Source organism: Microvirga sp. P4_G7 (assembly GCF_056401005.1).
Window position 1 is genome coordinate 17,017 of sequence record NZ_JBFUKD010000002.1, and the last position, 23,345, is coordinate 40,361.

Annotated in this window: 34 protein-coding genes; 3 read left to right on the forward strand and 31 right to left on the reverse strand. The window is 59.4% G+C overall.

Annotation, left to right across the window (positions count from 1 at the left end; genetic code table 11):
• Positions 1-4: 4 nt before the first annotated feature.
• The 16 genes from AC1DT3_RS00380 to AC1DT3_RS00455 form a co-directional block, all read right to left on the reverse strand.
• On the reverse strand, positions 5-406 hold the full coding sequence (locus AC1DT3_RS00380) for a gene transfer agent family protein (protein ID WP_477463232.1): 402 nt from the start codon (positions 404-406) through the stop codon (positions 5-7).
• Positions 406-867 (reverse strand): phage tail tube protein, encoded by a 462-nt coding sequence (locus tag AC1DT3_RS00385; protein WP_477463233.1) that lies wholly within the window; start codon positions 865-867, stop codon positions 406-408. The genes AC1DT3_RS00380 and AC1DT3_RS00385 overlap by 1 nt, the downstream gene beginning before the upstream one ends.
• A 26-nt stretch (positions 868-893) precedes the next feature.
• Positions 894-1,289 (reverse strand): DUF3168 domain-containing protein, encoded by a 396-nt coding sequence (locus AC1DT3_RS00390; RefSeq protein ID WP_477463234.1) that lies wholly within the window; start codon positions 1,287-1,289, stop codon positions 894-896.
• A complete protein-coding gene (locus AC1DT3_RS00395) occupies positions 1,286-1,756 on the reverse strand; it encodes an HK97-gp10 family putative phage morphogenesis protein (protein ID WP_477463235.1) in 471 nt (156 codons plus the stop codon). Before AC1DT3_RS00395 ends, AC1DT3_RS00390 begins: the two co-directional genes overlap by 4 nt.
• Before the next feature lie 135 nt (positions 1,757-1,891).
• Positions 1,892-2,245, reverse strand: coding sequence for a phage head closure protein (locus AC1DT3_RS00400; RefSeq protein WP_477463236.1), 354 nt, complete (start codon positions 2,243-2,245; stop codon positions 1,892-1,894).
• The gene (locus AC1DT3_RS00405; protein WP_477463237.1) at positions 2,245-2,817 is read right to left on the reverse strand and encodes a head-tail connector protein; all 573 of its coding nucleotides are present in this window, start codon (positions 2,815-2,817) and stop codon (positions 2,245-2,247) included. Before AC1DT3_RS00405 ends, AC1DT3_RS00400 begins: the two co-directional genes overlap by 1 nt.
• A gap of 1 nt (position 2,818) precedes the next feature.
• Entirely contained in the window at positions 2,819-3,163 is a 345-nt protein-coding gene (locus AC1DT3_RS00410) for a hypothetical protein (protein WP_477463238.1), read from the reverse strand.
• Entirely contained in the window at positions 3,150-3,365 is a 216-nt protein-coding gene (locus AC1DT3_RS00415; protein WP_477463239.1) for a hypothetical protein, read from the reverse strand. Before AC1DT3_RS00415 ends, AC1DT3_RS00410 begins: the two co-directional genes overlap by 14 nt.
• 63 nt (positions 3,366-3,428) lie before the next feature.
• Positions 3,429-4,631: a phage major capsid protein gene (locus AC1DT3_RS00420; RefSeq protein ID WP_477463240.1), complete on the reverse strand. Its 1,203-nt coding sequence runs from the start codon at positions 4,629-4,631 to the stop codon at positions 3,429-3,431.
• 30 nt (positions 4,632-4,661) lie between these two features.
• A complete protein-coding gene (locus AC1DT3_RS00425; protein ID WP_477463241.1) occupies positions 4,662-5,318 on the reverse strand; it encodes an HK97 family phage prohead protease in 657 nt (218 codons plus the stop codon).
• Positions 5,305-6,549, reverse strand: a complete 1,245-nt coding sequence (locus AC1DT3_RS00430; protein WP_477463242.1) for a phage portal protein — start codon at positions 6,547-6,549, stop codon at positions 5,305-5,307. Before AC1DT3_RS00430 ends, AC1DT3_RS00425 begins: the two co-directional genes overlap by 14 nt.
• Positions 6,546-8,078 carry a terminase large subunit gene (locus tag AC1DT3_RS00435; protein ID WP_477463243.1) on the reverse strand — a complete coding sequence of 511 codons (1,533 nt, stop codon included), beginning with the start codon at positions 8,076-8,078 and terminating at the stop codon, positions 6,546-6,548. Before AC1DT3_RS00435 ends, AC1DT3_RS00430 begins: the two co-directional genes overlap by 4 nt.
• 47 nt (positions 8,079-8,125) lie before the next feature.
• On the reverse strand, positions 8,126-8,560 hold the full coding sequence (locus tag AC1DT3_RS00440) for a phage terminase small subunit P27 family (RefSeq protein ID WP_477463244.1): 435 nt from the start codon (positions 8,558-8,560) through the stop codon (positions 8,126-8,128).
• Positions 8,561-8,707: 147 nt separating this feature from the next.
• Positions 8,708-8,938, reverse strand: a complete 231-nt coding sequence (locus tag AC1DT3_RS00445) for a hypothetical protein (protein ID WP_477463245.1) — start codon at positions 8,936-8,938, stop codon at positions 8,708-8,710.
• Positions 8,935-9,246 (reverse strand): HNH endonuclease, encoded by a 312-nt coding sequence (locus tag AC1DT3_RS00450; protein WP_477463246.1) that lies wholly within the window; start codon positions 9,244-9,246, stop codon positions 8,935-8,937. Before AC1DT3_RS00450 ends, AC1DT3_RS00445 begins: the two co-directional genes overlap by 4 nt.
• A 203-nt stretch (positions 9,247-9,449) precedes the next feature.
• Complete coding sequence (locus AC1DT3_RS00455; RefSeq protein WP_477463247.1) at positions 9,450-9,686, reverse strand: hypothetical protein; 237 nt, start codon at positions 9,684-9,686, stop codon at positions 9,450-9,452.
• Between the two features lie 276 nt (positions 9,687-9,962).
• Here AC1DT3_RS00455 and AC1DT3_RS00460 point away from each other — a divergent pair, with 276 nt between their 5' ends.
• Together AC1DT3_RS00460 and AC1DT3_RS00465 are read left to right on the forward strand one after the other, a co-directional pair.
• Complete coding sequence (locus tag AC1DT3_RS00460; RefSeq protein WP_477463248.1) at positions 9,963-10,238, forward strand: helix-turn-helix domain-containing protein; 276 nt, start codon at positions 9,963-9,965, stop codon at positions 10,236-10,238.
• An 85-nt stretch (positions 10,239-10,323) separates the two neighbouring features.
• Positions 10,324-10,635 (forward strand): hypothetical protein, encoded by a 312-nt coding sequence (locus tag AC1DT3_RS00465; protein ID WP_477463249.1) that lies wholly within the window; start codon positions 10,324-10,326, stop codon positions 10,633-10,635.
• A gap of 465 nt (positions 10,636-11,100) precedes the next feature.
• Here AC1DT3_RS00465 and AC1DT3_RS00470 read toward each other — a convergent pair whose 3' ends face one another.
• The 8 genes from AC1DT3_RS00470 to AC1DT3_RS00505 all read right to left on the reverse strand — a co-directional run bounded on the left by AC1DT3_RS00470 (position 11,101) and on the right by AC1DT3_RS00505 (position 18,224).
• Positions 11,101-11,802 (reverse strand): hypothetical protein, encoded by a 702-nt coding sequence (locus AC1DT3_RS00470; protein WP_477463250.1) that lies wholly within the window; start codon positions 11,800-11,802, stop codon positions 11,101-11,103.
• A 102-nt stretch (positions 11,803-11,904) separates the two neighbouring features.
• Positions 11,905-12,339: a VRR-NUC domain-containing protein gene (locus AC1DT3_RS00475; RefSeq protein ID WP_477463251.1), complete on the reverse strand. Its 435-nt coding sequence runs from the start codon at positions 12,337-12,339 to the stop codon at positions 11,905-11,907.
• Between the two features lie 205 nt (positions 12,340-12,544).
• Positions 12,545-14,860, reverse strand: coding sequence for a bifunctional DNA primase/polymerase (locus AC1DT3_RS00480; protein WP_477463252.1), 2,316 nt, complete (start codon positions 14,858-14,860; stop codon positions 12,545-12,547).
• Positions 14,853-15,047 (reverse strand): hypothetical protein, encoded by a 195-nt coding sequence (locus AC1DT3_RS00485; protein ID WP_477463253.1) that lies wholly within the window; start codon positions 15,045-15,047, stop codon positions 14,853-14,855. The genes AC1DT3_RS00480 and AC1DT3_RS00485 overlap by 8 nt, the downstream gene beginning before the upstream one ends.
• Positions 15,044-15,379, reverse strand: a complete 336-nt coding sequence (locus AC1DT3_RS00490) for a hypothetical protein (RefSeq protein ID WP_477463254.1) — start codon at positions 15,377-15,379, stop codon at positions 15,044-15,046. Before AC1DT3_RS00490 ends, AC1DT3_RS00485 begins: the two co-directional genes overlap by 4 nt.
• Positions 15,380-15,688: 309 nt before the next feature.
• Positions 15,689-16,018 carry a DUF6511 domain-containing protein gene (locus AC1DT3_RS00495; protein ID WP_477463255.1) on the reverse strand — a complete coding sequence of 110 codons (330 nt, stop codon included), beginning with the start codon at positions 16,016-16,018 and terminating at the stop codon, positions 15,689-15,691.
• Positions 16,015-16,608, reverse strand: coding sequence for a hypothetical protein (locus tag AC1DT3_RS00500; RefSeq protein WP_477463256.1), 594 nt, complete (start codon positions 16,606-16,608; stop codon positions 16,015-16,017). The genes AC1DT3_RS00495 and AC1DT3_RS00500 overlap by 4 nt, the downstream gene beginning before the upstream one ends.
• Positions 16,609-16,628: 20 nt before the next feature.
• Entirely contained in the window at positions 16,629-18,224 is a 1,596-nt protein-coding gene (locus AC1DT3_RS00505) for a DEAD/DEAH box helicase (RefSeq protein ID WP_477463257.1), read from the reverse strand.
• 31 nt (positions 18,225-18,255) lie between these two features.
• On the opposite strand from AC1DT3_RS00505, the gene AC1DT3_RS00510 reads away from it, so the two are divergent.
• Positions 18,256-19,473, forward strand: coding sequence for a DUF6161 domain-containing protein (locus tag AC1DT3_RS00510; RefSeq protein ID WP_477463258.1), 1,218 nt, complete (start codon positions 18,256-18,258; stop codon positions 19,471-19,473).
• 5 nt (positions 19,474-19,478) lie between these two features.
• Here AC1DT3_RS00510 and AC1DT3_RS00515 read toward each other — a convergent pair whose 3' ends face one another.
• From AC1DT3_RS00515 to AC1DT3_RS00545, 7 genes are all read right to left on the reverse strand, one after another.
• Positions 19,479-20,432: an oxidoreductase gene (locus AC1DT3_RS00515; protein ID WP_477463259.1), complete on the reverse strand. Its 954-nt coding sequence runs from the start codon at positions 20,430-20,432 to the stop codon at positions 19,479-19,481.
• The gene (locus AC1DT3_RS00520) at positions 20,432-20,593 is read right to left on the reverse strand and encodes a hypothetical protein (RefSeq protein ID WP_477463260.1); all 162 of its coding nucleotides are present in this window, start codon (positions 20,591-20,593) and stop codon (positions 20,432-20,434) included. The genes AC1DT3_RS00515 and AC1DT3_RS00520 overlap by 1 nt, the downstream gene beginning before the upstream one ends.
• Positions 20,594-20,671: 78 nt before the next feature.
• On the reverse strand, positions 20,672-21,181 hold the full coding sequence (locus AC1DT3_RS00525) for a DUF669 domain-containing protein (RefSeq protein WP_477463261.1): 510 nt from the start codon (positions 21,179-21,181) through the stop codon (positions 20,672-20,674).
• Positions 21,182-21,194: 13 nt separating this feature from the next.
• A complete protein-coding gene (locus tag AC1DT3_RS00530) occupies positions 21,195-21,995 on the reverse strand; it encodes an ATP-binding protein (RefSeq protein ID WP_477463262.1) in 801 nt (266 codons plus the stop codon).
• Between the two features lie 87 nt (positions 21,996-22,082).
• Entirely contained in the window at positions 22,083-22,622 is a 540-nt protein-coding gene (locus tag AC1DT3_RS00535) for a hypothetical protein (RefSeq protein ID WP_477463263.1), read from the reverse strand.
• A gap of 10 nt (positions 22,623-22,632) precedes the next feature.
• A complete protein-coding gene (locus tag AC1DT3_RS00540; RefSeq protein ID WP_477463264.1) occupies positions 22,633-22,857 on the reverse strand; it encodes a hypothetical protein in 225 nt (74 codons plus the stop codon).
• A gap of 101 nt (positions 22,858-22,958) precedes the next feature.
• Complete coding sequence (locus tag AC1DT3_RS00545; RefSeq protein ID WP_477463265.1) at positions 22,959-23,342, reverse strand: hypothetical protein; 384 nt, start codon at positions 23,340-23,342, stop codon at positions 22,959-22,961.
• Between the last annotated feature and the right edge of the window lie 3 nt (positions 23,343-23,345).

A 23,345-nucleotide genomic window follows, 5' to 3' on the forward strand; every position in this document is an offset into this window, starting at 1 on the left:
CCCATTACGACTCCGTTGCCGTAGAAGGCGGCGAATTCGATAAGGTCGCGTCCGTCGCCGCGTCGGGCGCTTCCTCTTTTCCCGGCTGCGGCTCTTGCTCGCTACCGTGGAGAGCGGCGCCAATGACCAATAGTGCGTGCGGATGCGTCTCGACGAGGGGACGGCCATCAACATACCGCCGGACAAGGTCAAGGGCCTCAACCGGCGACATGCCACCGCCAATCAATCCGATCCGCATGATTTCGCGCAGGTCGTCAACCTTCCAGTCGTCTTCCATAAGCCGCAAAAAGAGCCGCATCGGGCCGACGCCGGTCTTTTCCTGCAGCTCCCGCAGTTGACCAATCGGGAGGCGGAACCGGTGATGACCGTCCGCCCAATCAAACGATATCGACGCGTCGCGTGACATTAGGCAGCCGCCACGTTCGTTGCGATAAGCGCGCCGTCGCCTTCAACCGTCACCTCAACCTGAACCTTTTCGCCCCTGCTGCCGGTGATCGTGTGGCGGATGTGCGCGCGACCGGTATAGCGCTTGTTCGGGGTTCCCGTTCCGGTGCCCGCGCCGATGAGGTCAAAGCGGATATTCGTCGGCGCGGACTGGAAAGTCGCGGCCTCGAGCAGCGGAAGGGCTTCCTTGGCGAGTACGCCAGAACACGTTGCGGACCAGGCCTGCGAGACGACATCGCGCTCGGTCCAGGCCGCAGCGTCTGGGTCGTCGCAGTCCGGCACAGTCGTATCGTTGGTCTCTTTTTCGACTGCGAGCGTATACTCGGTGAACCCGCAGATCTTCGTGAAAAGTTCGGTCGGCGTCGCGCCGTCGCCGATAGAGAAGACGCCCGCACCGAAGCGGAAAGTCGTTGGTGCTGCCATGTGGGCGAGCCTCCTATTGTGAGTGATTAGACCGGGTCGACGAGCGCCCGGAACGTCAAAACGCCATGGCTCGTGATCCCGTCAGGGTCGTCAAGAGTCCGCGTGTCTTGATGGGTGTGCTCGACGCAGCGAAAGCCGACGAGCGCTGGCAACCATTCGTGAAGAGCGGACCGGCATGCGGCCGCAATCTGGCGGCATTCGACCTGCCCGATTCCCCGCGACCACACATGCAGCGTCACAAAAATTTCGGTCGAATCGAGGCAGTCCGCGCCGTCGCTGATCGTTTGAATGTCGCCAATTTGAAGATAGGGGAATGTCGTTGGCTGCGGCGCGCGGTCGTAGACACGACCAGATACCGCGGCCACCTGCGCCCTGAGGCGCGCGACATAGGCAGCCTGCAAGGGCAAAGCTGGATCGCTCATTTACCGGCCGCCTGTTTGATTGATTTCGTTGTTGCGCGCGATATGCGCGACTTTGTGCGCCGCTTCAGCGATCGATAGGCTGGGTAGAAGTAGGGTTGCGCCGGACCCGGCGGAATGAACGTGCCCGCAAACTTGCCGCCCGCGACGTGTCCCGCAGTGCCGAATTCGATGAACGCGGCATAGAACGCTTTTGCGTCCCCGGCATGAAGCGTCACGCTGAGATCGGGATCAGCACCACCGCCGCCGGCCGCGACACCGCGCACATTCGCATTCGCTGCCTTATGGACTCCGAAGGTGTACCCGATGCTATTCGCTAGCGCTCCGGTCTTCTTCGGCGCGAGGCGCTTTTGCGCCGCCGTGATCTCTTGGGCGCTCTGCTGGAGTGCGTCGTGAATTGCCTTCCGCGGCGCCCCCTGAATCGACGCCAGCTTTGCCGCCAGCCGATCGCGGCCCGTTACCGTCGTCATAGGTGGCCGCTCCAGCCTCTACAGCCGCCTTAGCGTGCGGCGTGGTGATTAGGGCCGACTGACCGGCTCGATTGGCGAGGACGGCGCCCGGAGAGACGCGAAAGTCAAAGTCTCGATTGAATGTGACTCGCGGCATCAGGTGGCGACTCCTTCTTCGAGCAGGAATTCGATGCCCGAATTATCCATCGTCGGGACGATTGACCGGATTTGACAGGTTCGATCGGCATAGGGGCCGGCCGTGAATACAACGCGGTCGGCGGCGGTAACGGCGGCCACCGCTGCAGACCTTCGCACCGTAAGTGCGCCGGTCATCGTGCTTTCAAGCCCTCCGGCCTCGAGTTGTTCGCGCCCGAACTTCGGCCGGAAGGCCGCCCAAACCGTCGCTAGCTCGGTCCATGTGGCCGGCAGCGGGTTGCCGTAGCTGTCGTCTGCGCCCGGTACTTGCCGTTCGAAGCGGACTCGGTTGTTGAGGTTGCCGCTGTTCTGCATCACACCCCCAAGACGCGATATGGTGCGAGCAGCGACTTAATGGCCGGATCCTCCATCAGGTCTGATTTCACCATTTCGCCGCGGTGCGCGTAGAGGTGACCGACGATCATAAGTATTGCATGCCGAATAGGTTCCGGCGGCGCCTCATACCCCGCTGTGAAGCGGATCGTCATGGCTTCAAGGCCGGGTCGTACCGCGGGCCAGGAAGAGCCTTCGGCAAGGCGGATCCCGCCACCCCTGCTCGTTCCAACGCCGAAAACGCGGTACTTTGTGGGTTCGAGCGTCTGTTCAACGCCGTCAGCATCGACGTATTTCACGGATGCCACCGACACGAGCGGCGGCGCCGGAAACCAGATAGCGCCGCACCAAGCGGGTGTAAGGCGCAACGAATCAACACGATAGTCGAACTCTTGCAAACCAAGAGTCCGCCCTGTGCGGTCGCCGACCGCCGTTGTTGCTGCGACAATCAACGACGTGATGTATGCGTCGTCGTCCGTGAAGTCGACGCGAAGGTGCGCCTTTGCTTCAGGGAGTGCGACGACAGGCGCCGCGTCGGTGACTGGTATCAGCATTTTAAGCCACAACTGCGGCCGTTGCCGCGCTCGTCTTGAGAAGTTTCCCGGCCCAATTTTTGCCGGTGACGGTGACGGTGATCACCTTGCCAATATCAGCTGTCACGGGGACATAGGTCGCTGCCGTGGCACCAGGGATTGCGACTCCAGCCGCGTTCCATTGTCGGGAAAGCACCGGCGTCTCGCGGCCGGCCCACGTTCCATTTGCCGCCGTAAGCGTCGCGCCGACCTGTGCGGTTCCGGTGATGCTTGGCGAGACAGAATTTGTCGGCACCGTTGGCAAGCCGCCCTTAGCGCCGATGAACCCGGCAATGCTTCGTTGACTCTGTGCCTTAGTTCTCGCCATCGCGCGACTCCTTGGCCTTTGCGGCCTTGTTCGCGGGTGCTTTTTCGGATTTGTTCTGAGCCGCCGGCTCGGCCTTGCGGAGCACACCCAAATTGACAAGGTGTTTCGCGTCGCTCTCGGAAAGCTCGCGCGTGTCGCCCTGGTAGTATGTCTTGTCGCCGTCCATCTGGCGAAGCACTTCGTAGGTATGAATTTCGGCCATTCGGGCCTCCCATCAAGAGGAAAGGAGGCGGCGCACAAAATGCACGCCGCCTTTTCGTTGCTGTTAGGCCACGCGACCGAAATCGCCGTAGATAAACGCTTCGGGACGATAGACCGCAAGAGCCAGACGCTCTTCCGCCAGGATCGTCACGAGGTTCTGGGTAAAGTCTTTGTCGTTCTCGGTTGCAAGTTCCACACGAGCCGCCCAACGGTCGAAGACCTGGGCGCCGAGCTTGAAAGCGCCAGTCAGGAACTTGTCGACTGCCATTGCTTGTGTAGTGACGACCGGCAGCCCCCAAAGCGTCGGCGAAATCGTACCTTGCGGATTGCCGATAATGTAGTTTCCACCAGCATCTTTCAGAGTTTCGATGACCGTCCAATCGATCGGGTTCATGACGTGCCCCGTAGCGGGAAACTCAGCCAAGGCCGCCTGCAACATGGCGAGGCGCATCTGGTCGATGCTGGTCGGGTTCGTCAGCGTGACGGGAGCGACGTAGGCAGTTGCCTGCGGCACGATGCCGAGCAGGTTCTGGCCTGTGCCGTCACCGTTCAGCAGCTGAGCCTCTTCCTTGTAGGCGAGACCGTAGAGGAGACGCTGGTCGATGATGGAACGCAGCTGAGAGAAGTCGTCGAGCACCTGGCGCGAGGCCTTCATCCAGTGCGCAATGACTTTGGCATTGGTATTGACGAGGTCGAACTTCAGGTCCGAACTTGGCTTGTCAGCACCTTCCGCGACCGTCGCCGCGTTGTTCGTGAAGCCGGTCTCACGGACGTACTCGAGCGAGTTGCCGTCCATACGGCCCTGCGAAATAAGATCGCGGACAGTGAGGCGGCGCTGTGGAAGCTCCAGAATGCCCGGCAGGCGAGAGGTTCGGACGCCAGCGCCGGCAGAACCCGCCGCATTGGTCGTTGCGAGGGTGATCGTTGCCTTGACTTCCAGGTTGGCCTTGCCGCGCTGGCCTGCGCTACCGGCAAGAGACTTGAAGCCTTCGCTTTCGACGAACTGTTCGCCAAGACTCTTGGCGTCTTCGTCGTCGCCGTCGCGGGTGCGCGCAAGCTTCTGCTCAAGAGTGGAAAGCTGCTCGTTCAGCGCGTTCATTTTGAGAAGAGCTTCGTCGGCGGTTTCCTTGGTCTTCGTGGAAAGCTCGCCACTCTTGGTGGCCTCGCCCATCGCCTGCTCGGCAACGGCCTTCACAGCATCAAGCGAGGTTTGGAACGCGGCTTTCACTTCGCCGGCAAGCTGCTCGGCGGTTTTCGTATCAGACATTGTTTGCCTTTCGAGGCAGAGAGGAATGAATCAGCCGCGCCGGAGTGCTTCCAGAAACGCGACAGCGTCGTTCGCCTTCGCCTCGGGATCCCCCCGAAGATGCGGCGCTGCCTTGCTCGCAATGGCGGCTGCAAGGGTCTTGGAGAAGCCGCCTGCATCCCGCAGGAACTCCTCGAATTCGCGGACGGTCGGCATGCTGCCGCCCTCCAGAATGGATTTGACCGTTGTCACGCGGGCCTGAATATTCATCGGCATGGTGACGAGGGAAATTTCGCGAAGGTCGATCGTCTTTAAGCGCGTTACGCCCTTGTTTTTCGCGTCAGGTTGGGCGCCACCGGCCGGAACCCGGTAGCCTATCGACATGCCACCGAGAGCTTTTGCGCGCAGCAAGCCGTGGGCGCGCTTTGCCAGCGGATCCACATCGACGAGCAGTTGGCCCTTCACGAAAAGGCCGTTGGAATCCTCGGAAATGTCCTTCCAGTATCCAATCGGCTCGTGCTGGTCGTGTTGCCATAAGAGGGGGATCGTCCGGCCTTCTAATTTTGCCTTCTCGATGCCCGCTACGAACGCGCCCGGGTCGACAACATCGCCGCCTTGGTCGACATTTCCAAATGTCGACGCGTATCCTTCAAACTCGCCAGAATCATCCGGGGCTTCTGCCTTGAAGGCAAAATCAAGCGTCTTCATTCGATGGTCCTTTGGCCGGAGCGGGCGGGGGTAGTTTCCCGGCCTCGGTGATCGGCACGTTTTGCATCTGCATGCGCGGAACGTCGCCACCTTCAACAGGCGGGAGGTTTTCAAGCGCGCGAACTTCGTTGATAGTCATCCAACCATTGGCAAGGCCGGCGTTGTAGAACGCAGATCGCGCTCCACTGTCACCGCGTAGAAGGCCTTCAAGGTTGAACTCGATTGAAATGCCGCTCGCTCGATCGGCTGGCGTAAGCAGTTGCTTTTCAAGCGCCTGCTCGATGCGCTTTAGACGCCGGCGTAGCGTGAATTTTGCGAACCCAAGCGTCTGCTGCTCGAGGCCCGTGCCCCAGCTCGTGCTTTTCTCTGTGTGCCCGATCATGAACGGCGGAACACCGAAGAAACGGCACACCTCTTCAACTGAAAAGCCCCTCGATTCCAGCATTTGCGCGTCGTCGGGGTTGATTGTGAGCTGCTCCCACTTCGTGCCGCCCTCGAGCACCATTGGGCGCCCGGCATTCATAGACCCGACAAACTTTTCGACGAGCTGGTTTTCAGCGATCTCGCGCTGATCTGCCTTCAAGAACTGGTCGAATGTGAGCACGCCAGAAGGCCGAAGGCCGTTTGCGAACGTCGAGCCGGCCGCTTTGTCGATGGCTGTTGCAAGGCCGAAGGTGTTGCGGCCGAAAGCGAGCGTTGACATGCCGCCAAGCGGGTTTCCGCCAAAGCCGCGTATATGCAGCATGTCGGTTTGGCTGACGACGTAGGCTTTACCGTCTTCACTCCAGCGGTACTCCAAATCGCCGCTGGACAGTCGCCGTACCGCGACAATGTCTGGACGGATTGGGTGCAGAGAGGTGATCTTTGCGCCGTTTCGAGTGATCAGCGAATACGCATTCCCCTGAAGCTCGACACTGGCAGCGGTGAAGTCCCAAAAATCAACCGCAGTTTGATCGAAATTCGGACTGTCATGCAGCAACCGGTACAGCGGGTGATCCGCCGCAACGCGCCGAGACCCTTTCCCATCCGTCTTGTAGACCATCAACGGAAGGGTTGAGATCGTACCCGAAAGCAGATTCACACACGCCCAAGCGGCAGAAAGGCCAAGAACGCTCGTTTCAGTGACATTCTCGCCTGCGTAACTTGGGCTTCCAGAATCCCTCCAACCGATAGGGTCTGTAACGCGCAAGGGCCGCCGAAATGGCTCCAGCATTTTTTGYAATAGGTTCATGCGGCCGCTTTCAGGCTGGAAAGGTATTCATCGAGATTGCCAGCGCCTTCCTCGACGTTGTCCCGCGCCTTCAGGCCGAGCCCCATTGCCGTTGCGACGGCGCCGTCGATTCGAAATCGCGTCTTGGATTTGTCGAGTTTTCGGTTGCCCGAGGGGTCGCTCGTCACGATCGCATTTGCGAAACAGAACCCAAGAACCGGGTTGCCGTTATGCTTCAGGCGCCGATGGACGACCGAGGCCTCGAGAGCTTCGACCGCCGGCGACATGTCGCGGTAGCCCTGTCCCCAAGGGACAAGCCGAAGCGCGCCGTCGAAGACCTTGTCTTTGCCCTCGATGTACGTGTCGACGCCGATACGATTTAGTTCGACGAGCAGTTGCTCAATACGCCACCGGTCATAGGCCAAGCCAACGATCTCAAAATCGTTCCGAATCTCGGCAATCCGCTGGGCCACAAAGCCGTAGTCGATCGCTCGACCGGGTGGCGTTTCAAGCCAACCTTCAGCCGCCCAAACGTCGTATGACGCGTGATCGCGCTTGGTGTGGTCATGCACCCATTCTTTCGGCTTCCAATGCCAAGCGCCAAGGCGCTCTTCGCCAGGCTCGGCCGAGATGCCAACAAGTGCAGTCAGATCGTGTACGCCGGACAGATCGAGCGCGAGATAGATTCTTTCGCCCAGCCGTAGAGTTTCGCCAGTTTGGCAAGCCTTCCACTCTGACCGCGGGATAAGCGGCGAGTTTTGGTCCACTCGCTGATTAAGATAAAGGTTGCGGAACGATGACTCCATCGAACGCATGCGACTTGCTTGAACAGCCAAAGCGCGAAGATCTTCGACAGAGCGGAAATCGCCCAAAGCCGGATTTGCAGCACGCCAAGCCTCCTCGTCGAGAATGTCGTCGACGTCGTCCGACACCGCATAGAGGTGCACGAGAACGGTCGGATCGTTGGCGACCAGTCCGTCGTCGATCAGCCGCGAAAGCGGGTGCTCCGGATCCGGCGATTGCGTCGAAATCACAAGCCCGAGGGGCTCTTGCCGGGCGCCCTGAGAGGTGTTCAGGACCTCGTAAAGCTCTTGATCGCGCGCTTGCGCCAGCTCGTCGTAGATCCAAACAGACGGGTTCGAACCATGCTTGCTGCCGGCCTCGGCTGACAGTGCGCGATAGAATGAGCCGTTGCTTTTGCAAAGCAACGTCTTGGTTGACGGAACAACCGTAATCAGCGCCGAAAGGTCGGCGTCCGCATCGACAATCTGTCGCGCGAACTTGAACACCTGTCCGGCCTGTTCGCGTTCGGTCGCGGCTGAATAGATTTCGCCGTTGTCGATCGCTTCCGGCCCAACAAGATGCGCTAACGCCAGGGCGGCAATCAACGCTGTCTTGCCGTTCTTACGGGCAACCGACAGGATAGCGCGGCGAACGCGCCTACGCCCCTTCGCGTCGTGCGGCGCATACAGGTCAAAAACGAACTGCTTTTGCCACGGTCGCAATTTTAGCTGACCGCCCTGCCCCTCGCCGCTCGGGACGCGAAGCAATTCGATGAAGTCGATAACGCGTTGTGCGCGATCACGGCCCTTGCTGGTTACGCCTTCTCCGCGCTTTGCCCAATCAGGCCGCTGAACTTCGACGCCGGCTTCTTGTCCGACCTTACGAGTCCTGCCCGTGCCTTTGGATCCAGCCCTAGCCGGTCGCCCATGGACATCATGATCCGGGCCGCTTCGTTTTTGATCTTGAACCACGGGTTTTGCGTCAGGTTTCCGGTCGAGCCAGCCACTAAGGCCGGCATCGTCTTGAGTGCTTCGGTCGCGCGCTTGTGGTCCGCCCACGCCTCGGCGTAGACGGCAACGCCACCGGTATCGGTGGCCGCGTAGGTGCCGGGAGGCATGGCGGCAACGATCATCTCGAAGCACTGCCGCGCGTCGTCATTGAGATAGTTTGGGATGTAGACATCGCCGGTCGGCTTTATCGACGGTGCACGCTTCTTTCGCTTGCCGGGGTTGCCCTTCAGCGCCTGCATTTCCGGCGTTTCAGGGCGCGGACCTCTTGCGCCCATGACTCTGACCTAATCCACAAAAATTGATGTAAAACATGCGGCGTCTAAATTGAGAGGGGGACGGCGGTCCGGGAACTGGGAGGCTCCAGACTTTCGAGTGCCCCCCCTGGCCTAGAGGGCGTCGCCGCGAGCGCTTTCGCACGAAGGCCAAAGCCGTTGACTCATCGACACCACGTTGTCGGCCTCGCCGAACGTCACGTGCTTGAGAGGGATGACAACGACAACCGCTTGCTCTTCACCAACAGTACCGATGGTTGTCACGTTCGCACCATGCACAGGCTGTCCATCCACTCGGATATCGAGCTTGCCATTGTGATCACGAACGATGGTCGCCTTACTCATGCTCTCTCCTCAACAGGCCAACCATCAAGACCGAACGTCACAATGGTCTGGCCTAAGTCTTCCCTCTGCCCCTCGCTGTCGTGGTGCGGTTTGCACAACGACTCCAGATTATCGAAGGACCAGAACAGATGCTCATCACCCTTGTGGGCAGTACGATGGTGGACCACAGTTGCGGGTTCCACGATCTCACGCTGTAGGCAGCGCTCGCATAGTGGCTGATCAGTCAACTTGGATGCACGTAACGCCTGCCATCGGGGTGTTTTGTAGAGACGCCGATATCGTGCCGCCTCGGGAGTGCGGCTACCCAAAGCACGGGACCGGCGGGCGACATGCCTTGCGAATGCGATCGAGGATTATGGCGAGCATGGATACCTCATGAATGAACGCGGCGGGGAGCGCACGTACTGCCAGGCGTTAGCCGGGGCTTGGCGCACTCAACCCGCCGCACACACCCAGCGCGAGAAGGAGAGAAGCGCGCCGGGGTGATTGGAATGAGATGGAAAAGGCAAGTCTACTCGTCGTCTTCGATATGCCGCATCGCATACCCGCATCCGGCATACAGTTGGTGCCGGAACGCCTCGGCGTTGGCCGTGTAGTAGGCGACATCGCCACCTTGCCGGACTTCGATCACGGCAATCGCCAGGATTTCATCGTCCTGCGCCGCCACGAGGCTTTCGCTCAAAACCTCGACGACCGCCTTAGGCGTGCCGAAGGGCTTCACAACCTTGAGGCCTTTGCGAGGTGGCATGGGGATTGCAATCTGATCTGAGAAGAAAAAATCGTACTGATTACGAAGAAATCAGTTGCGTACTGAGTACGAATTTTCTATAAAGGTTTGGTCAGGTGATTGTGCCTGACGAACCGAAAGGGGGTGACACCGTATGAAACTTCCGAAAGTCGTCCTGTCGATCAGGTTCCTTGGACGGGAACTCATCCTGATCTTCAGATAAGGCGAAGGGGGATCGGGCAAAAGCCCGGTCTCCCACGGAGGTAAATCGGTGTCACCCCTTGCGAGGAGATTAGCATGACCCCTGATCAGTTCAAGGCCTGGCGCAAACGAGTTGGTTTTCGATCCCAACAAGCAGTTGCCGAAGCTCTTGGGATATCAAAGGGATCCGTCGAGAATTATGAGGCCGGACGTCGGCGGGACACCGGCGAGCCGGTTGCTATCCCCGAGGCCGTCATCTTCGCGTGCGCTGCGATTTCGCTAGCGATCCAGGCGGGTGTTGACCCTCGAAACACAAGGTACCTTCGGAAGTGGGCAGAGGATCAACTCGCTGTTATGCGTGAGCCGGGGTAGTTATCCGCGTGAATACTGTTTGTCAGAGTCGACTCTCAAGTGGTTCCGTGGTCGGATACAGCCAAGCTACGTAGGGAGGCGAGCAGTGGCTGACTATTGGGTGACATTCAGGATTGAATCGGACGGTTCTTACCAGACGAGATATCAATCCATGCTGAACGCAATGATTAAAGCACGAGGGCAGCAAGCATCTTGGGGGGAGCCTACCTCATTCTGGTTGGTTCAGTCAGGGCTCGCAATCGACGCCTTTGCTAGACAGCTGACGGCCGGCCTCAAATCCACAAAGGACCTCTTAGTAGTTCGGCAACTCGCGGTGGACGATTCCGTCTATTTCGGCAAGACTGAGCACTTAGGCATACTCAAAATTTTCTTGCCGAAAATAAGAAAACTCGGTTGATCTATTGAGCAGGAAGTCCCGCTAGCAAAATCCTTCGCGCAGCCGGCCCCCATGCGGTGAACCTTTGGCTATCCGGGCTGACACATACGAAGCCGGTGCTGCGACGAAAGGCAATAGGTGGCGGGTTAAGTTTGTGGCAACGGGTGCCGCCGTCCGTTTAGCCGGTTCTCACATCAGACAGCTACGAACCGGGCCAAGAACACCGTCTGTATGAATTGATGCAGGCCGGGCTTGATACCGGCTCGGGGCATAAACCCGTCCAGAGGCAATGCCTACGGACCCCGCCATCGAATGCGTTTCCTTCAACGCCGCTGCATCAAAGTGGATTGGGGCACTGCGTGCGGCTGGCCGGTCATAAATCCGGTGCCCGTAGCGAGACCTACCCCAAACAAAAAGGGCCGCCCGAAGGCGACCCAAACTCGTATCTCTCATATATAGGTGGCCTGGAGCCGAACTGAGTATACGCTACGCCGCCAGATCCTCCCGACGTATCTCGCCGAGTTCATCGCGGACCGCGATCAGTCCAAGATGGGCCATTGCGCAGGCCGCGCCTTTTGCCCCCGCGTGGTTGCCAATGCCCATGAGACGCCCGACCGCTTCGTAAGTCTTCCCATGCAGAACCAGATCTTCGAAGGGCTCGACGATCACGCCAAGGCGAGTTCGAAGGCGCGCCAACAACACGCGGTCGTCAATCATGTCGTTGACCTTCCGGTCGCCATTCCATTTCTTCGCCACCGGTGCCGATGCGTGCATGACGGTTTCACCCGTGCGGCTCGCTTGACGCGGCGGCGTGTCGCCGATCGCTTCCGCCGATAGTGAGCGGCGCACGCGGCCAAAAACAACCTCACCCTTGTGATTGAAAGACGTCTCGTGAGCGACGACGAGATAGTCGCCTTCCGTCGGCGTTGTGCCAGTCAATTGCTGATCACTCGTCGCGCTGGCTTCAATCTGCCGATAGCGAATAGCGTACTTGACGAGGTCGTGATTACCCTCGGCGAACAGCGCCTTCACGAGCGGCCAATTGACGTTGTCGTTGTCGGCCTTGCCGTCCCAGCCGTCACCGATCGATTGCCGGGTCGTAATGCGGGTCTTTTGCTTTCTGATGGCTTTTGCCTCGGCGCGAAGCTCACGCTCCTTGGGCGTGAGCGCAATAACTTGTGCAGTCATGGGAAGGCTCCACGATGGGAGAGAAAGGACCCGGTAACGGGTGGCGGGAGTTGGCGGCTCCGACTCGCGCTCGATGGGCGCGATATCACAAGGTAACAAATTCTAGGCGGCGACGTCAAGGGATGAGACGGGGTTGTTGTCGTTTCCAGGCAGACGGGCCTCGACTAAGGCAAGTGTGAGAGCGGCGGTAGCTTCTGGGGTTGGCTCCTGGACCACGATCACCTCAAATCCCAACGCCCTTAGCTCGGCGTGCGCGTCCTCCTGGTCCTGGCTGAGATCTCCGTCCGTCGTCTTGTACTCGATGAGCAAAAGCCGCGGACCCTTGATGTAGACTCGAAGATCGGCAGACCCTGAATTTAGCCCGGTTGCCTTCGCCAAGCCGATCTCTCGCAAGCTCCGTCTCGCCGCGTTCATGTCGCCTTCGATCCGGATAGGCCAGCCTGCGTCGCGCATGCGGCGCAGCGCAGTTACCGCCGCACCCTGATGGCGCCATTCACGATCGGGCTTCGTTGCAACGGGTCGGCGTGATGCTCGCATGTTTGTGTCTCCGTGGTTTKTGGAATTGCCTAGATCATAGAGAGTCCTCTCTAGATCATAGGATTCTACGTGATTTATATATATGTCATTATTTACAATTAACTCATTGAAACCCTTACGGCATAAGGGAAAGCTAATTGTAAGCGATTTACAATTATGCAATTAACTCGAAGCGCTAATTGCAAACTGTAAATGCCGATTCAATTCACGCGGCCTCCTCTTTCGGGCGTCCGGAGCCCATGAGTGTAACCTGTAGCCCGCGTCCTTTTTTGACTGGCTGCTCGATATCGCCGACGGCCGCCAAGCGGTCGATCGCAGATCGAACGAGCCTGTCTTCCGCCTTCGACACACCGCGCGCCCGCAACAGCACGGACAGCGGTAGCGTCCCCGATTTCGATTGCTTCAGGGCCAACAGAACCGCCTTGCACAGCTCCTCGAATTGCGAGCCGGCCATGTGGTCCCGAATGCCGCGCGAGATGCTGTCAAGCGACCGTTGGACGATCGCATAGCCCCACTCGATGTCGTCTCGCGTCACGCGGGCCCTAGAGCCGTCGCGGGATAGCGCTCGCATCGTGGCGTATTTGATCGTCTGTTCGGCCGCACGACCAACGACACCGTCGCTCGCGCCGTTCTCTTCGATCTCTGCAATCTGCCAATCTTCGATTTCTATCCATCGTTTCTCGACGTCTTCCGATTCCCATGGCACCGCGTGAAGTGACGGCCGCATGTCGCCGGCGGCATACCGGGACATATTTCCGCCTACCTTCGGCATATCGGTCGTGACTTGCTTGAGGGCGGCGACGAGCGAGGGCGGTGTCACGATGAGCGGTGGCGCAACATGCCTGTCCGGCCTGTTCAGCGCCTCGATGACGGTGAGACGGGCCACAAAACCGTCGGAGAGGGATTCCTCTGTCAGTCCCTTGTAGAAGGTCGTTGGCGTCGTCATGCCCAGCAGTGACACCGTGGGGCAGTGAATCGGCGTCGCTGCCTCCCTCTTCGGGTCGGCATGCTCCTTGCCCGTCCAGATGCCCGTAGAAAGCCCGTACAGCTCGAGGAGCACCTTCCGGATGGTCTGGGCCCAGGATGACGCCGTACGCCCGTTCACGGACTGTAGAACGACGCCGATCTCATCCCAGGGCATGATAAAGCATGGCTCTCGGCGGACAGCTTTTTCGATCGCCGAACCGGAAGTCACCTCCCCCGGCCCGATCAGCTTGTCGAGCGCGGTGTCGGTGGCGAGCGTGCGAAGTGCCTTTTGTGGATGATCCTTACCGAACCCCGGCCCCGCCACGCCAACCATGTAGACGTTGAGTCCCGCACCGGTTGGACCGACGAACCGCCGGCCGTATAGCGCCGAGACGAAAGACAGCGCGCCGAGGATGGCGAATTCCCGAACCGGGCGCCGGCCGTTGTCGAGGATCCACTGGCTTATGACCTGCAGCAGTCCGCCGGCCGCCTGCGGCGTGAACGGGTCCACGCTCGCTCGCGGGGCGGCAACCGTCGCGACTTGCGGGGCCGGCATGGTCGGTGCGTCGACTTCCGGTTCATTTGCTGGCGGCTTTGGGAACCAGGGTTCCAGCCCGTAGAGGTCCGGCTCTTGATACCCCAGCCGCTCCCGTAACCATTGGTCGGCGTAGTCCAAGCCGCAGCCTAGAGCAGCCATGACGAGGTCAAGCGGCGTGTATCCCCGGTCGCCGTCGTGAAAGTCCTTGATGCCGTCGCGCGTGATCTTGAGATTCGAGTTTCGGTCATGGAGTGGCCGCCCACGGTTTGAGGGTCGCCAGAACGCGACGGCGAGATAGCCCTTGTGATTGGGCTTCAGCTTCGGCAGGTCGAGAGCGGGAACCCAATCTTCAAGGCGAGAGAGCGCCGCGCTGTTGAGATCGCGCCAGATCGAATTGCCGTAGCCGTCGCCGTTCGGCCTAGGCGCGTGCATCGGTGTGTATCCGAACGGATCTAAGGCGTCAGCAATGCGCTCGGCGATATCGTCGGGAAGCTCGGGCAGACGCTCCGGCGTGACGAACTCGAGCGTATCGTCCGTTACCCAAATATACGGGCGGCCGTTTTCCGGGTGTAGTGTCGGCGGAAGCACAGTTTGCTTTCCGTGTGCGAGGAGATCGACGACGCGTTCGCCATTGACGTTGTATGCGGCAGATTTCACGGCGGGGGTCGCTCGGTAAAATGCCGTGAAGCCCTTCGCGCCGCGCTTCGCAACCGGCGAAGGCGGAATGACCGCGGCGAGAGCGGCGCACATCTCGGGATCGTCCGTATCGATGTCGACGGCAACAACACCGCCGAGGCCGAGCGCCATGCAGACTCCCGCGTCCGGCCACTTGGACCAGGCACGGGTTTCGAACTCGCTAGGCAACCGGTCGCAATACTGCTGCCAGTCGTTCTTACCGTACCATTCCCCAAACGACATCGAGCCGGGGCGTTTAGACCCCGGCCGACACGGAATGCAGGAATAGCCATTGTCGACGAGTTTCGCGCCGACGAGAGCGTAGGGAGACTGATTAGACACTCGGCTTCTCTCCGCCATGTTCTTTGAGGTCATCGAAGATCAGTAGAGCGCCAAAGACGAGGACTGATCCCATGTCTTGCCAGTGTGTCGCGCCTACACCCCAATTGTGAACGGCAATCCACCCGAGGATCGCGATAGGAACCCAATAGGACCAGCGCTTGAGGACTACTTTGAAAGCTTCCTTCACTGTGTCTCTCCGCTCTCTTTGGGAAGGATGGAGTCAATGGCGGCGGTGATGCCCATCCGCACAAACGACACGTTCGGGATAGGAGACTGCGCCGAGTACATGACCTCCGCCTGTTTTTTGATGGTCGCCCCCACCATCTCCTCCGTTACGCCATCTCTCAATGCGCGAAGGGCGGCGATAGTGCGGGCGATGCTCGCCTGAATGCGCTGGTTTGATTGCGCCAAATCTTGCACTGCCACCCAGTCGAGRTCCCTAGATTCGGCGTACGCGTCYGACACKGCCCATGCTTCGGGGTCCACTGCCCTCGCCATCTTCTCGATCACCTCATTCATGGCTGAGTGTCCTTGTGCTTGATGGCTTCTAACTCGTCGTAGAGAGCGAGGATGACCCGCACGTCCTCCATGTCGATCCGAATGCTTCCGAGAGGCCTTTCAGCAAATGGCCGAAGGTCAGCGATCAACATTGATAGATGGAAGTCCCGGAGCCGCTTCTCCTCTGCGCTCATTCCTTCATTGGTCATTGCAGCACTCCCAAGGACCACAAGAAGCCGATCGTCGGCAGGACCGTCAGCCAAGCCAGGGCTGCCGCAATTAAGACCGCTGCCAGAAATCCAGATACCTGAACTCGCATTCTCAACTCCCCTAAAACGGCGCCTTGTGAGCGCGGATCTGACGGCGAAGACTGTCGCCGAACTCAACAACGGCACGCTTGACGAGTTCGCGCGCCTCGATGTCCTCAAACTCTGAAAGGTCTGTCTTGTTGATCTCCGACAGGTAGGAGCCAACGACGTTGACCGCGTCGCCGACAGCGGCGACCTCGTACATGTCGAGCCGCCGTGTCTCCCGGATCTGCTTCGCAATCAGGCTGCACTCGGTACAGAGCCAGCGGGGGCGGTTTACGTCACCGATGCCGACCGCATCAGCGCGGCGACTGCAGACGTGACATTCGGCCGGTTCGTGGTTTGGGTTCATGCTGCCACCGCCTTTGCATCGTTGTCGTTGGCAGCGGGCATGTGGTCTTTCCAGTCAAACCACTGGATCTGCGGCCGACCTTCGTGCCGCTTGTCCCACACGAACCACGCATGACAGACAGCGCTCCCAGCTTTTGGTCCGGTCCAGCCGTCGCGGTGCATCATCGGCAGGCGGCGCGAGGCGACATGCACACGAGCAAGTGGCGCAGCCTCAAACCACGGCTTGCGTGCGGCACCTTCGAGGAAGGCCAGCCGCAGCAGCATGGCAACGTAAGGCGCGCGCTGGAGCGAGGCCTCGACGAACTCCCGTGCAAGCTTGAACGGAGGATTCGTGATGATTGCAGCGGCACGTGGGTCGATGTTCGTTGTAAGGAAGTTGATGTTTCCTTCGCTGAAACCGCGATCGACCAAGTCTGTTACGTAGACGTTATATCCGGCTTCTAACAGCACACGGGCGATGGCCCCGTCTCCGCAGGCAGGCTCCCATATGGTGCCGCCAGGAAGCCATTTTCGCTCAACCGCCAACAAGGCGCGAGTTGCCTCGGGTGGGGTGGCGTAGAAGTCGTCGCCTCTATCTGCGTGACTGTGCATTCCGACTCCGCATACGGTCATCACGCTGCCTCCTTCTCTTCACTCGCCACGCGGTAGCCCGTCACCTCGTAGTAACGGCCCGATGGCTTGATGCTGATTTCCCCGGTTGGTTGAAGCTCGTCGGCTCGTTCCAACCACTCGACGACAGTCTTCGGCGCTGGCGCTTGCCCGCCGTGATCTCGCCAGAACCGATCCGCCTTCTGCTTTGCGAATCCCGTGTGCTGCGGGCAGAGCCAAAGCTTGTGTTTGTTCATCCCCATCGAAAACTCAGCGCGAACACTATCCGTGCCGCCGGGCTTGTCGTGGTATTTGAACTCGCGCCGATAAACCGGCATCCACTCGGCGGCCGCACTGCTTAAGATCGGCCCGGCGTCCGCCGTCGCTTTGTGCTTCGGCTTGTCTTCGAATTCGAACTCGTGACCGCAATCCGCGCATGTCCTCGCCGAAGCATGGACGATGCTATGGCACGAAGGGCAAACCTTGATCGGCGCCTCACCCTGCCCCTTACCGGGCTTGCGAGCCCGCACGTCGTCGACCGGCCCGTGTGTTCGAACCCAGCCGGCGAAGTCCAACACAAGGCAGTTGACCTTACCGGGTGCGAGCCGCGTGCCCCGCCCCACAGCCTGCACATACAAGCTGGGTGACAGCGTCGGTCGCATGGCGGCAATCAAGTCCACCGCAGGCGCGTTGAAACCCGTCGTAAGAACGCTGTTGTTCGTCAGGCAGCGGACGCGTCCGGCCTTGAAGTCTTCGATGATCCGGCGCCGCTCCTGCTTTGGCGTGTCGCCCGTGACCGTCTCGCAAGAAAATCCTCGCGAACGAATCTCATCTCGGACGTGATGAGCGTGCTCAACTCCAGCACAGAACGCCATCCACGACCGCCGTTCGCGACCATAGCCAACGACCTCGTCAACAGCGGCCCGAGTAGTTTCGTCTCGATCGACAGCAGCCTGCAAAGCACCGGGAACATAGTCGCCGCCTTTCTTTTGAACGCCTGATAGGTCGAAGCCCGTCTCTGTCGCCTTTGACACGAGCGGGGACAGATAGCCGTCGCGGATTCCGTCCGCGATTCCGTAGGTGTAGATCACCTTGTCGAACAGCCGGTCGTCACCCTCGTCGAGACGCCCCTGCCCCAGCCGGAAAGGCGTCGCCGTCAATCCGACGATCTTCATGTCGGGATTGATCGCGCGCAGGTCTGCGATAAACCGGCCATACATCGTGTTGGCCTTCTGCGGAATCAGGTGCGCCTCGTCGACGAGCAGGACATCGACATGCCCGATGCGCTGCGCCTTCGAATGCACGGTCTGAATTCCCGCAAACAGGATCTGCGAATGAGCGTCCCGCCTGCCGAGTCCGGCAGAGAAAATCCCCGCCGGCGCAAACGGCCATATTCCGAGCAGCTCCTTGTAGTTCTGCTCGATCAACTCGGCGACGTGGGTAACGACCACGATCCGCATGTCGGGCCAGCCTGTGATGAGGCGCTCGTTAACGGCCGCCATCAGGAGAGACTTGCCCGTGCCGGTGGCAAGATCTAGGAGCGGATTGCCGGGCTCTTCTCCCCAATAGTCGAACAGGGCGTCGAGGGCTTGTTGCTGGTAGGGTCTAAGCTGTAGCATAGTTGCAACGCCAAATGTTGGGGAGAGAAACTTGCGAAACAATTCGTTCGAAATTTTCGAGGGTCTCTTTGGAGCCCACTTGCCCGTTCAGAATGACAGCGAAGCTGAGAAGGTAATCGACGAGCAACGGAGCATTTGGACCAACCTCCTTGAACTCACAACACGGAACACGCACAATCTCGGGAACAACCAACGCTTCACAACCGCAATGCTTGCCGTGATACGAGGTGTCACCGGCTCTCCAGATTTCTTTAAGAAGCGGTACGACCACGAAACGAAGACGCTCCTGGTTGTGGGAGAGCTTCCCGTCATCCTTCGGATCTCGTCAAAGATCGACGAAAGTGTGCAACGTGCTCCCGAGTCGTTCGTGGCAGTACTACTCACCGAAGCGGGCGAAGCAGTCTTTCGTCTCGCCCGGCTCGGTGGTGAGGACACAGACTCGCTTCTTCCACCTACCGTCATGCTCGCGCTGGTACAGTACCAGCGCTACCTGATCACCGCAGACGTCCATAAGCTCATCAGCAACCTGAGCATCGATGAGAAACTTGCAAAAGCGACCTCGAACATGCGCAGCGAGGGTGCCGCAGTAATTGAAGATCTGAAAACCAAAAGTGCCACCTTCAAAGATATTCCGCAGCGATTTGACGTCGCCTTTGATCGGGCCAACGCGCTCGCGACCGAGCTTAGAGACGATCACAAGTCCCAATTTGAGAAACTCGTCGCCGATTCTCGAAAGCAAGTTGAATCCCTGCAAGCCAGTGTCCTCGAAAGCAAAACCCTTGAAGGCGCGCGCGCCATCTGGGCCTCGAAGATGAATGCCCATACAACTGGATTTTGGCGGGGGCTTATGGGGCTGTCTGCGCTTGTTTGCCTCTGTCTTGGCGCCCTTTGGTTGTTCTGGGGCGATATCATTGGCGCGATTCCAAAGAACAACGCGGGTGAGATCGTTACCTCTTCCCTTATACTGTTCGTAATCCCCATGGTAGCCGTCGCCTGGGTAGTCAGGATATTTGCGCGTTGGGTCACAAATGCGATGACGCTCGGCGAGGATTCCGCGCAGCGGCTCGCCCTCCTCGAAACATATTTTCGTCTGGTTGCGGAAGCCTCGGCGAACATGCAACAGGCCGATCGTATCCTTATCCTGAATGCCATATTTAGACCACTGCCTGGACATCAGGCGGAAGAAGTTGCTCCTCCGACGTTGCTGGACCTCACCAAAAGCGCGATTTCCGGGAAAGGTGGGGGGTAGCAACATCACGCCGCCTCTCCCCTCGCCGCTCCATCAACCCACAACTCACCTGACGCCAACCGGTAGGTAATCGTCTCCGCTTCCTCGTCGACATCGACTTGCTCGCCAGCGATCAGACCCGGCAGGAACAGGTGCACGGGACAACCCTGCCGTTGCTCGTCGAGGCCCAACGGCTTCGACCAGCGCGCGCAACTCCAATGCCCGTCGCCGCCCATTTCCGCCGTCGAATGCAAACACGAACGACAAGTCACGCGCGGCATTGCACCTTCGTGGCAGACGGCTTTGTGCTTGCACCAACGGCACGCGAACGCCGCCTTGGATTCCGGGTCCTCGTGCAGTTTTGACGGAGGGTCATCGCTGCGGATGATGCGTTCGGCGCGCGCAAGTATGCGCAGGCAAAACTCGGCGTCGTACTCGACTCGCTCGAAATACCGCTCGTCGTCGTTCTTGTTCACGACGAGGTAGCCGGCTCGCGAAAGCCCAAACATGTGCATGCCGAGCTGAAGCTGGACAAAGTGCAGCGGCTTGCTGGCCTTGACACCTTTCTTCTTCAGATCCTTGAAATTCTTCTCGTTGCTGCTCTTGAACTCCATGAGATGCTCAGTCTTCGGAGCCTCCGGAATCCCCACAGCCCGTCCGTCGATCTTTCCGCGCACGTGACCGGCAACCAGGCGAATGCGGTCTTGCTGGCCGAACACGTCGACGCCGATGCGCTGCAGGTCAGCGACGAGCGCGTCTTCCCAACGGTCGCCCGTGCGGAAGATCGAGAGCTTGCGGCCTTCTATCTGTTCCGGTTGCGAGGCCCAGCGCAGGCCGTACCAGAGCGCTCGATCGCATTCGTTGCCGAGTTCGCCTACAGAGATGCCGAGCGAGTCATAGTGCTCGTTCGCGGCCTCGTATGCCGCGTAGATCGCCAGCACGGTCGGCGGGGTAAGAACGGGTTCGGGAAGGGGCGCCATTAGGAAAGGTGCCCGTCGATCTTGTCGTTAATTATGTCTAAGCCGACGAGCACGACGGTGCCATAGCCGATAGTGACCGTAACGGGGTCGCGGTCGACCATGCCCCACACGATGAGCACGTACCCGATCAAGAGCGTTGCAATTCTGATAAATTTCGACATCTTTCACATTCCTTCATTCGTGAGGGAAAAGAGGGGTGCGGCGTGGAGCCGCCAAGCAAGCGCCGCACCCCGGCTTGGTTAGGCGCCGCGCTTTGAGCCCCACGGACGCGAGCCACCCGCCGCTGCAGTCGTTGCCGGGCTATTGTTGTTCGCCGCATGCCGCTGATTGTCGTTCGCCGGCGCCTGCCCATCGTCGAAGTAGAACTGCTTGATGCGGTTCTGGAGTTCGCCGGTATCCTTGCGCTTCTCGATACCGATCTTCGCTTTGAACGCCTTGAAGTGAAGCTCTTCACTGTCCTGGGGATTCAAGACACCGACAGCGCGTCTGAGAGCTGCGAATTCCCGCTGCGCAATGTCTTGCGCTTTCTCATTCTCGTGCTCGAGGTTGAAGTTGTGAAAGATCTTGCGGTCGGCGTACTCGCCCCCGATCACCTGCATAGTGGTCTTGAGCAACATGCCGTTGCCTTTGGCGTTCGCCGTATAATCACTCTCGACAACTTCGAGATTGTAGTCGTTCGCCGGGAGAGGATCGAACGATCCCGATGACGGATTTGCATCGGGATTATAGCTTCCACCGAGTTGTGCCATTCGCGATCGCTCCTTACGCTGCCGCGTTGTTGATGCCCGTGGGGGCGGGGAAATATTTGGAAAGCTCGGCGTAGCCGGAGCCGCGCCGGTATTGGATGCACGCCGGCATGTCGTACCTGTTTTTGGCCAGGAAGCCGGGCCGCTCCTCAAGGTGGATTTGACGGTCGCCGCCGCCCTCCCCTCGTGTCGTGGTCTTCTTGAATCCGACCTCGGTCTTTTTGATGCTGGTTCGGTAGTCAATGAAACCAACTACGTCGGCTTTCTCGCGGACCAACGCCGCCGCACGCTTGTTCAACTTGATCTCGTAACGGTCATACGGGTCGTTGACGGGAGAGTTGAACTTTACAACGCCTGGGTGAGCCAGCAGTACGACGGCGATTCCGCGGCGTGTGATTGCCGCTGCCGCAGAAAGCAGATCATTCCATTCGACATCCGCCTCTCGGAACCCACGCCCATATGATGCGGGAGAGTCTTTCGAATTGTCGTCAATGGATTCCGCGCCGATCCGCTTGCAGGTTGCCTTCCACACCAAGGCCTCAAGGCCATCAAGACTATCGAGGATGACCGTCTTTCGGTCATGGTCGTCGGTGATCACTTCGCTCAAGAGATCGAGCAGCTCGTCGAACGACTCAATTGTTCCCGGCGTGGCGAGACTGACGCCAACCGGTGGCCTTTCACCCTCGGTATTGAAATAAACTGGGTCTGGGAACTCAGCGGCGATGGTGGTCTTGCCCACGCCGTCGACGCCGTACAGAACGATGATAGGAGGGTCGACGGTTTCCGTCTTTCTCAGACTAGAGAGTGATTTTGCCATTGTATGAAAGCTCCGCGCGGATGAGGAACGTGATGATGCCGAGGAAGGCGACGACGAACGCCGCCTGCCCCAAGATGTTGAGGAGCGTCATGCGTAGCCTGCGGGATGGCCGGGGGTTGGCCGGACATTGGCCTTGTTCACGCTGACGTAGTGTACGAAGGGTCCGGTCGCCCCTTGGAACAGACCAACGGCGCGGATGTGTACGCCGCCACCCGAAACGCTGGTCACAACGCCGGTTAGACCAGCAGCCGGCCCTTCCGTGATGGTGACCTGGTCACCGCGGCGCGGCACGTACTCGACAACCTCGTCGACGAGATCGTTGACGCATTCGAGGTTGTCTTCGTCTTGGTATTCCGGCATCCGCGAATCGCTCCAGTGAACGGACGCAATGCCGTTTGCGATTCCTCGGACCTGACCGACTGTGGTCGACATGACGAAGTCGCCGACCTTGAGGGAGAAAATATCCTTGTCGACTACGCGCTCAAGGATGCGAGAGTCCGCGAAGTATGTTCGTCCGCCTCCCCGCAATGGGATGACACCCCACATTTCTTCGCCCGCGACTTCAAGTTCGCCGAGGTGCTCCTCGCCGCGCGCCGTTACCCGATCTCCAATCTTAAATGCTGTCATGTTCCCCTCCTCACGCTGCTTGGAAGGGAACGACGTTCGACGTGACGACCGCCGCGTCATCGACTGGAACGTCAAGCTCGTGTTCGGGAAACCAGCGTCTGTGCTTGTGCCCGTTGCCGAGGTCGTACTCGACGAGGTATTCGTTCTCCCGGTCGCGGCTGTCTTTCCGCGAGAGGATCCTGCCTTCGACGAAGGCCTGCACTTTCTCGTCGATGTGAAATTCGAATTCAGACATAGCTTCTCCGTTCGCGCACGATGGCGCGTTAGAATTCGGCGTTGCTGGATTTGGTGCGTCCGCACCCTGGAGCGCCGGCCCGCGGCGCTCGGGGCTGCGGGTTAAATCAGACGCGGCTCGATCTCACGAGCACGGAACGGCAGGGGGTAATTGCGCTCTTCTCGCGCTAAGACTTCCGGGGGCACGTCGCGGTATTGCACGCGGTGCCGCTTGAGCAGTTCTGACGCCTTCGCGTCATTCTTGCGGGACTTGGACCAAGAAAAATCCCATTCGTCGCAGCAGCCAATAGGGTCCCCTACTGACGAGACCTGGCGAACGTTAGAGCCGACGTACGGCGTGCCGTTGAGATGATGCGATACTCTATTCTGGCTCACACCTACCAAGGCGGCAATCTGGCCCCGCGAAAGACCGTCCGACGCCAACTGGACGATGGCTGCTTCGAGGGTCACGTTGTGGTTTGTGCTTGTCACGTTCGGTCTGGACATTTG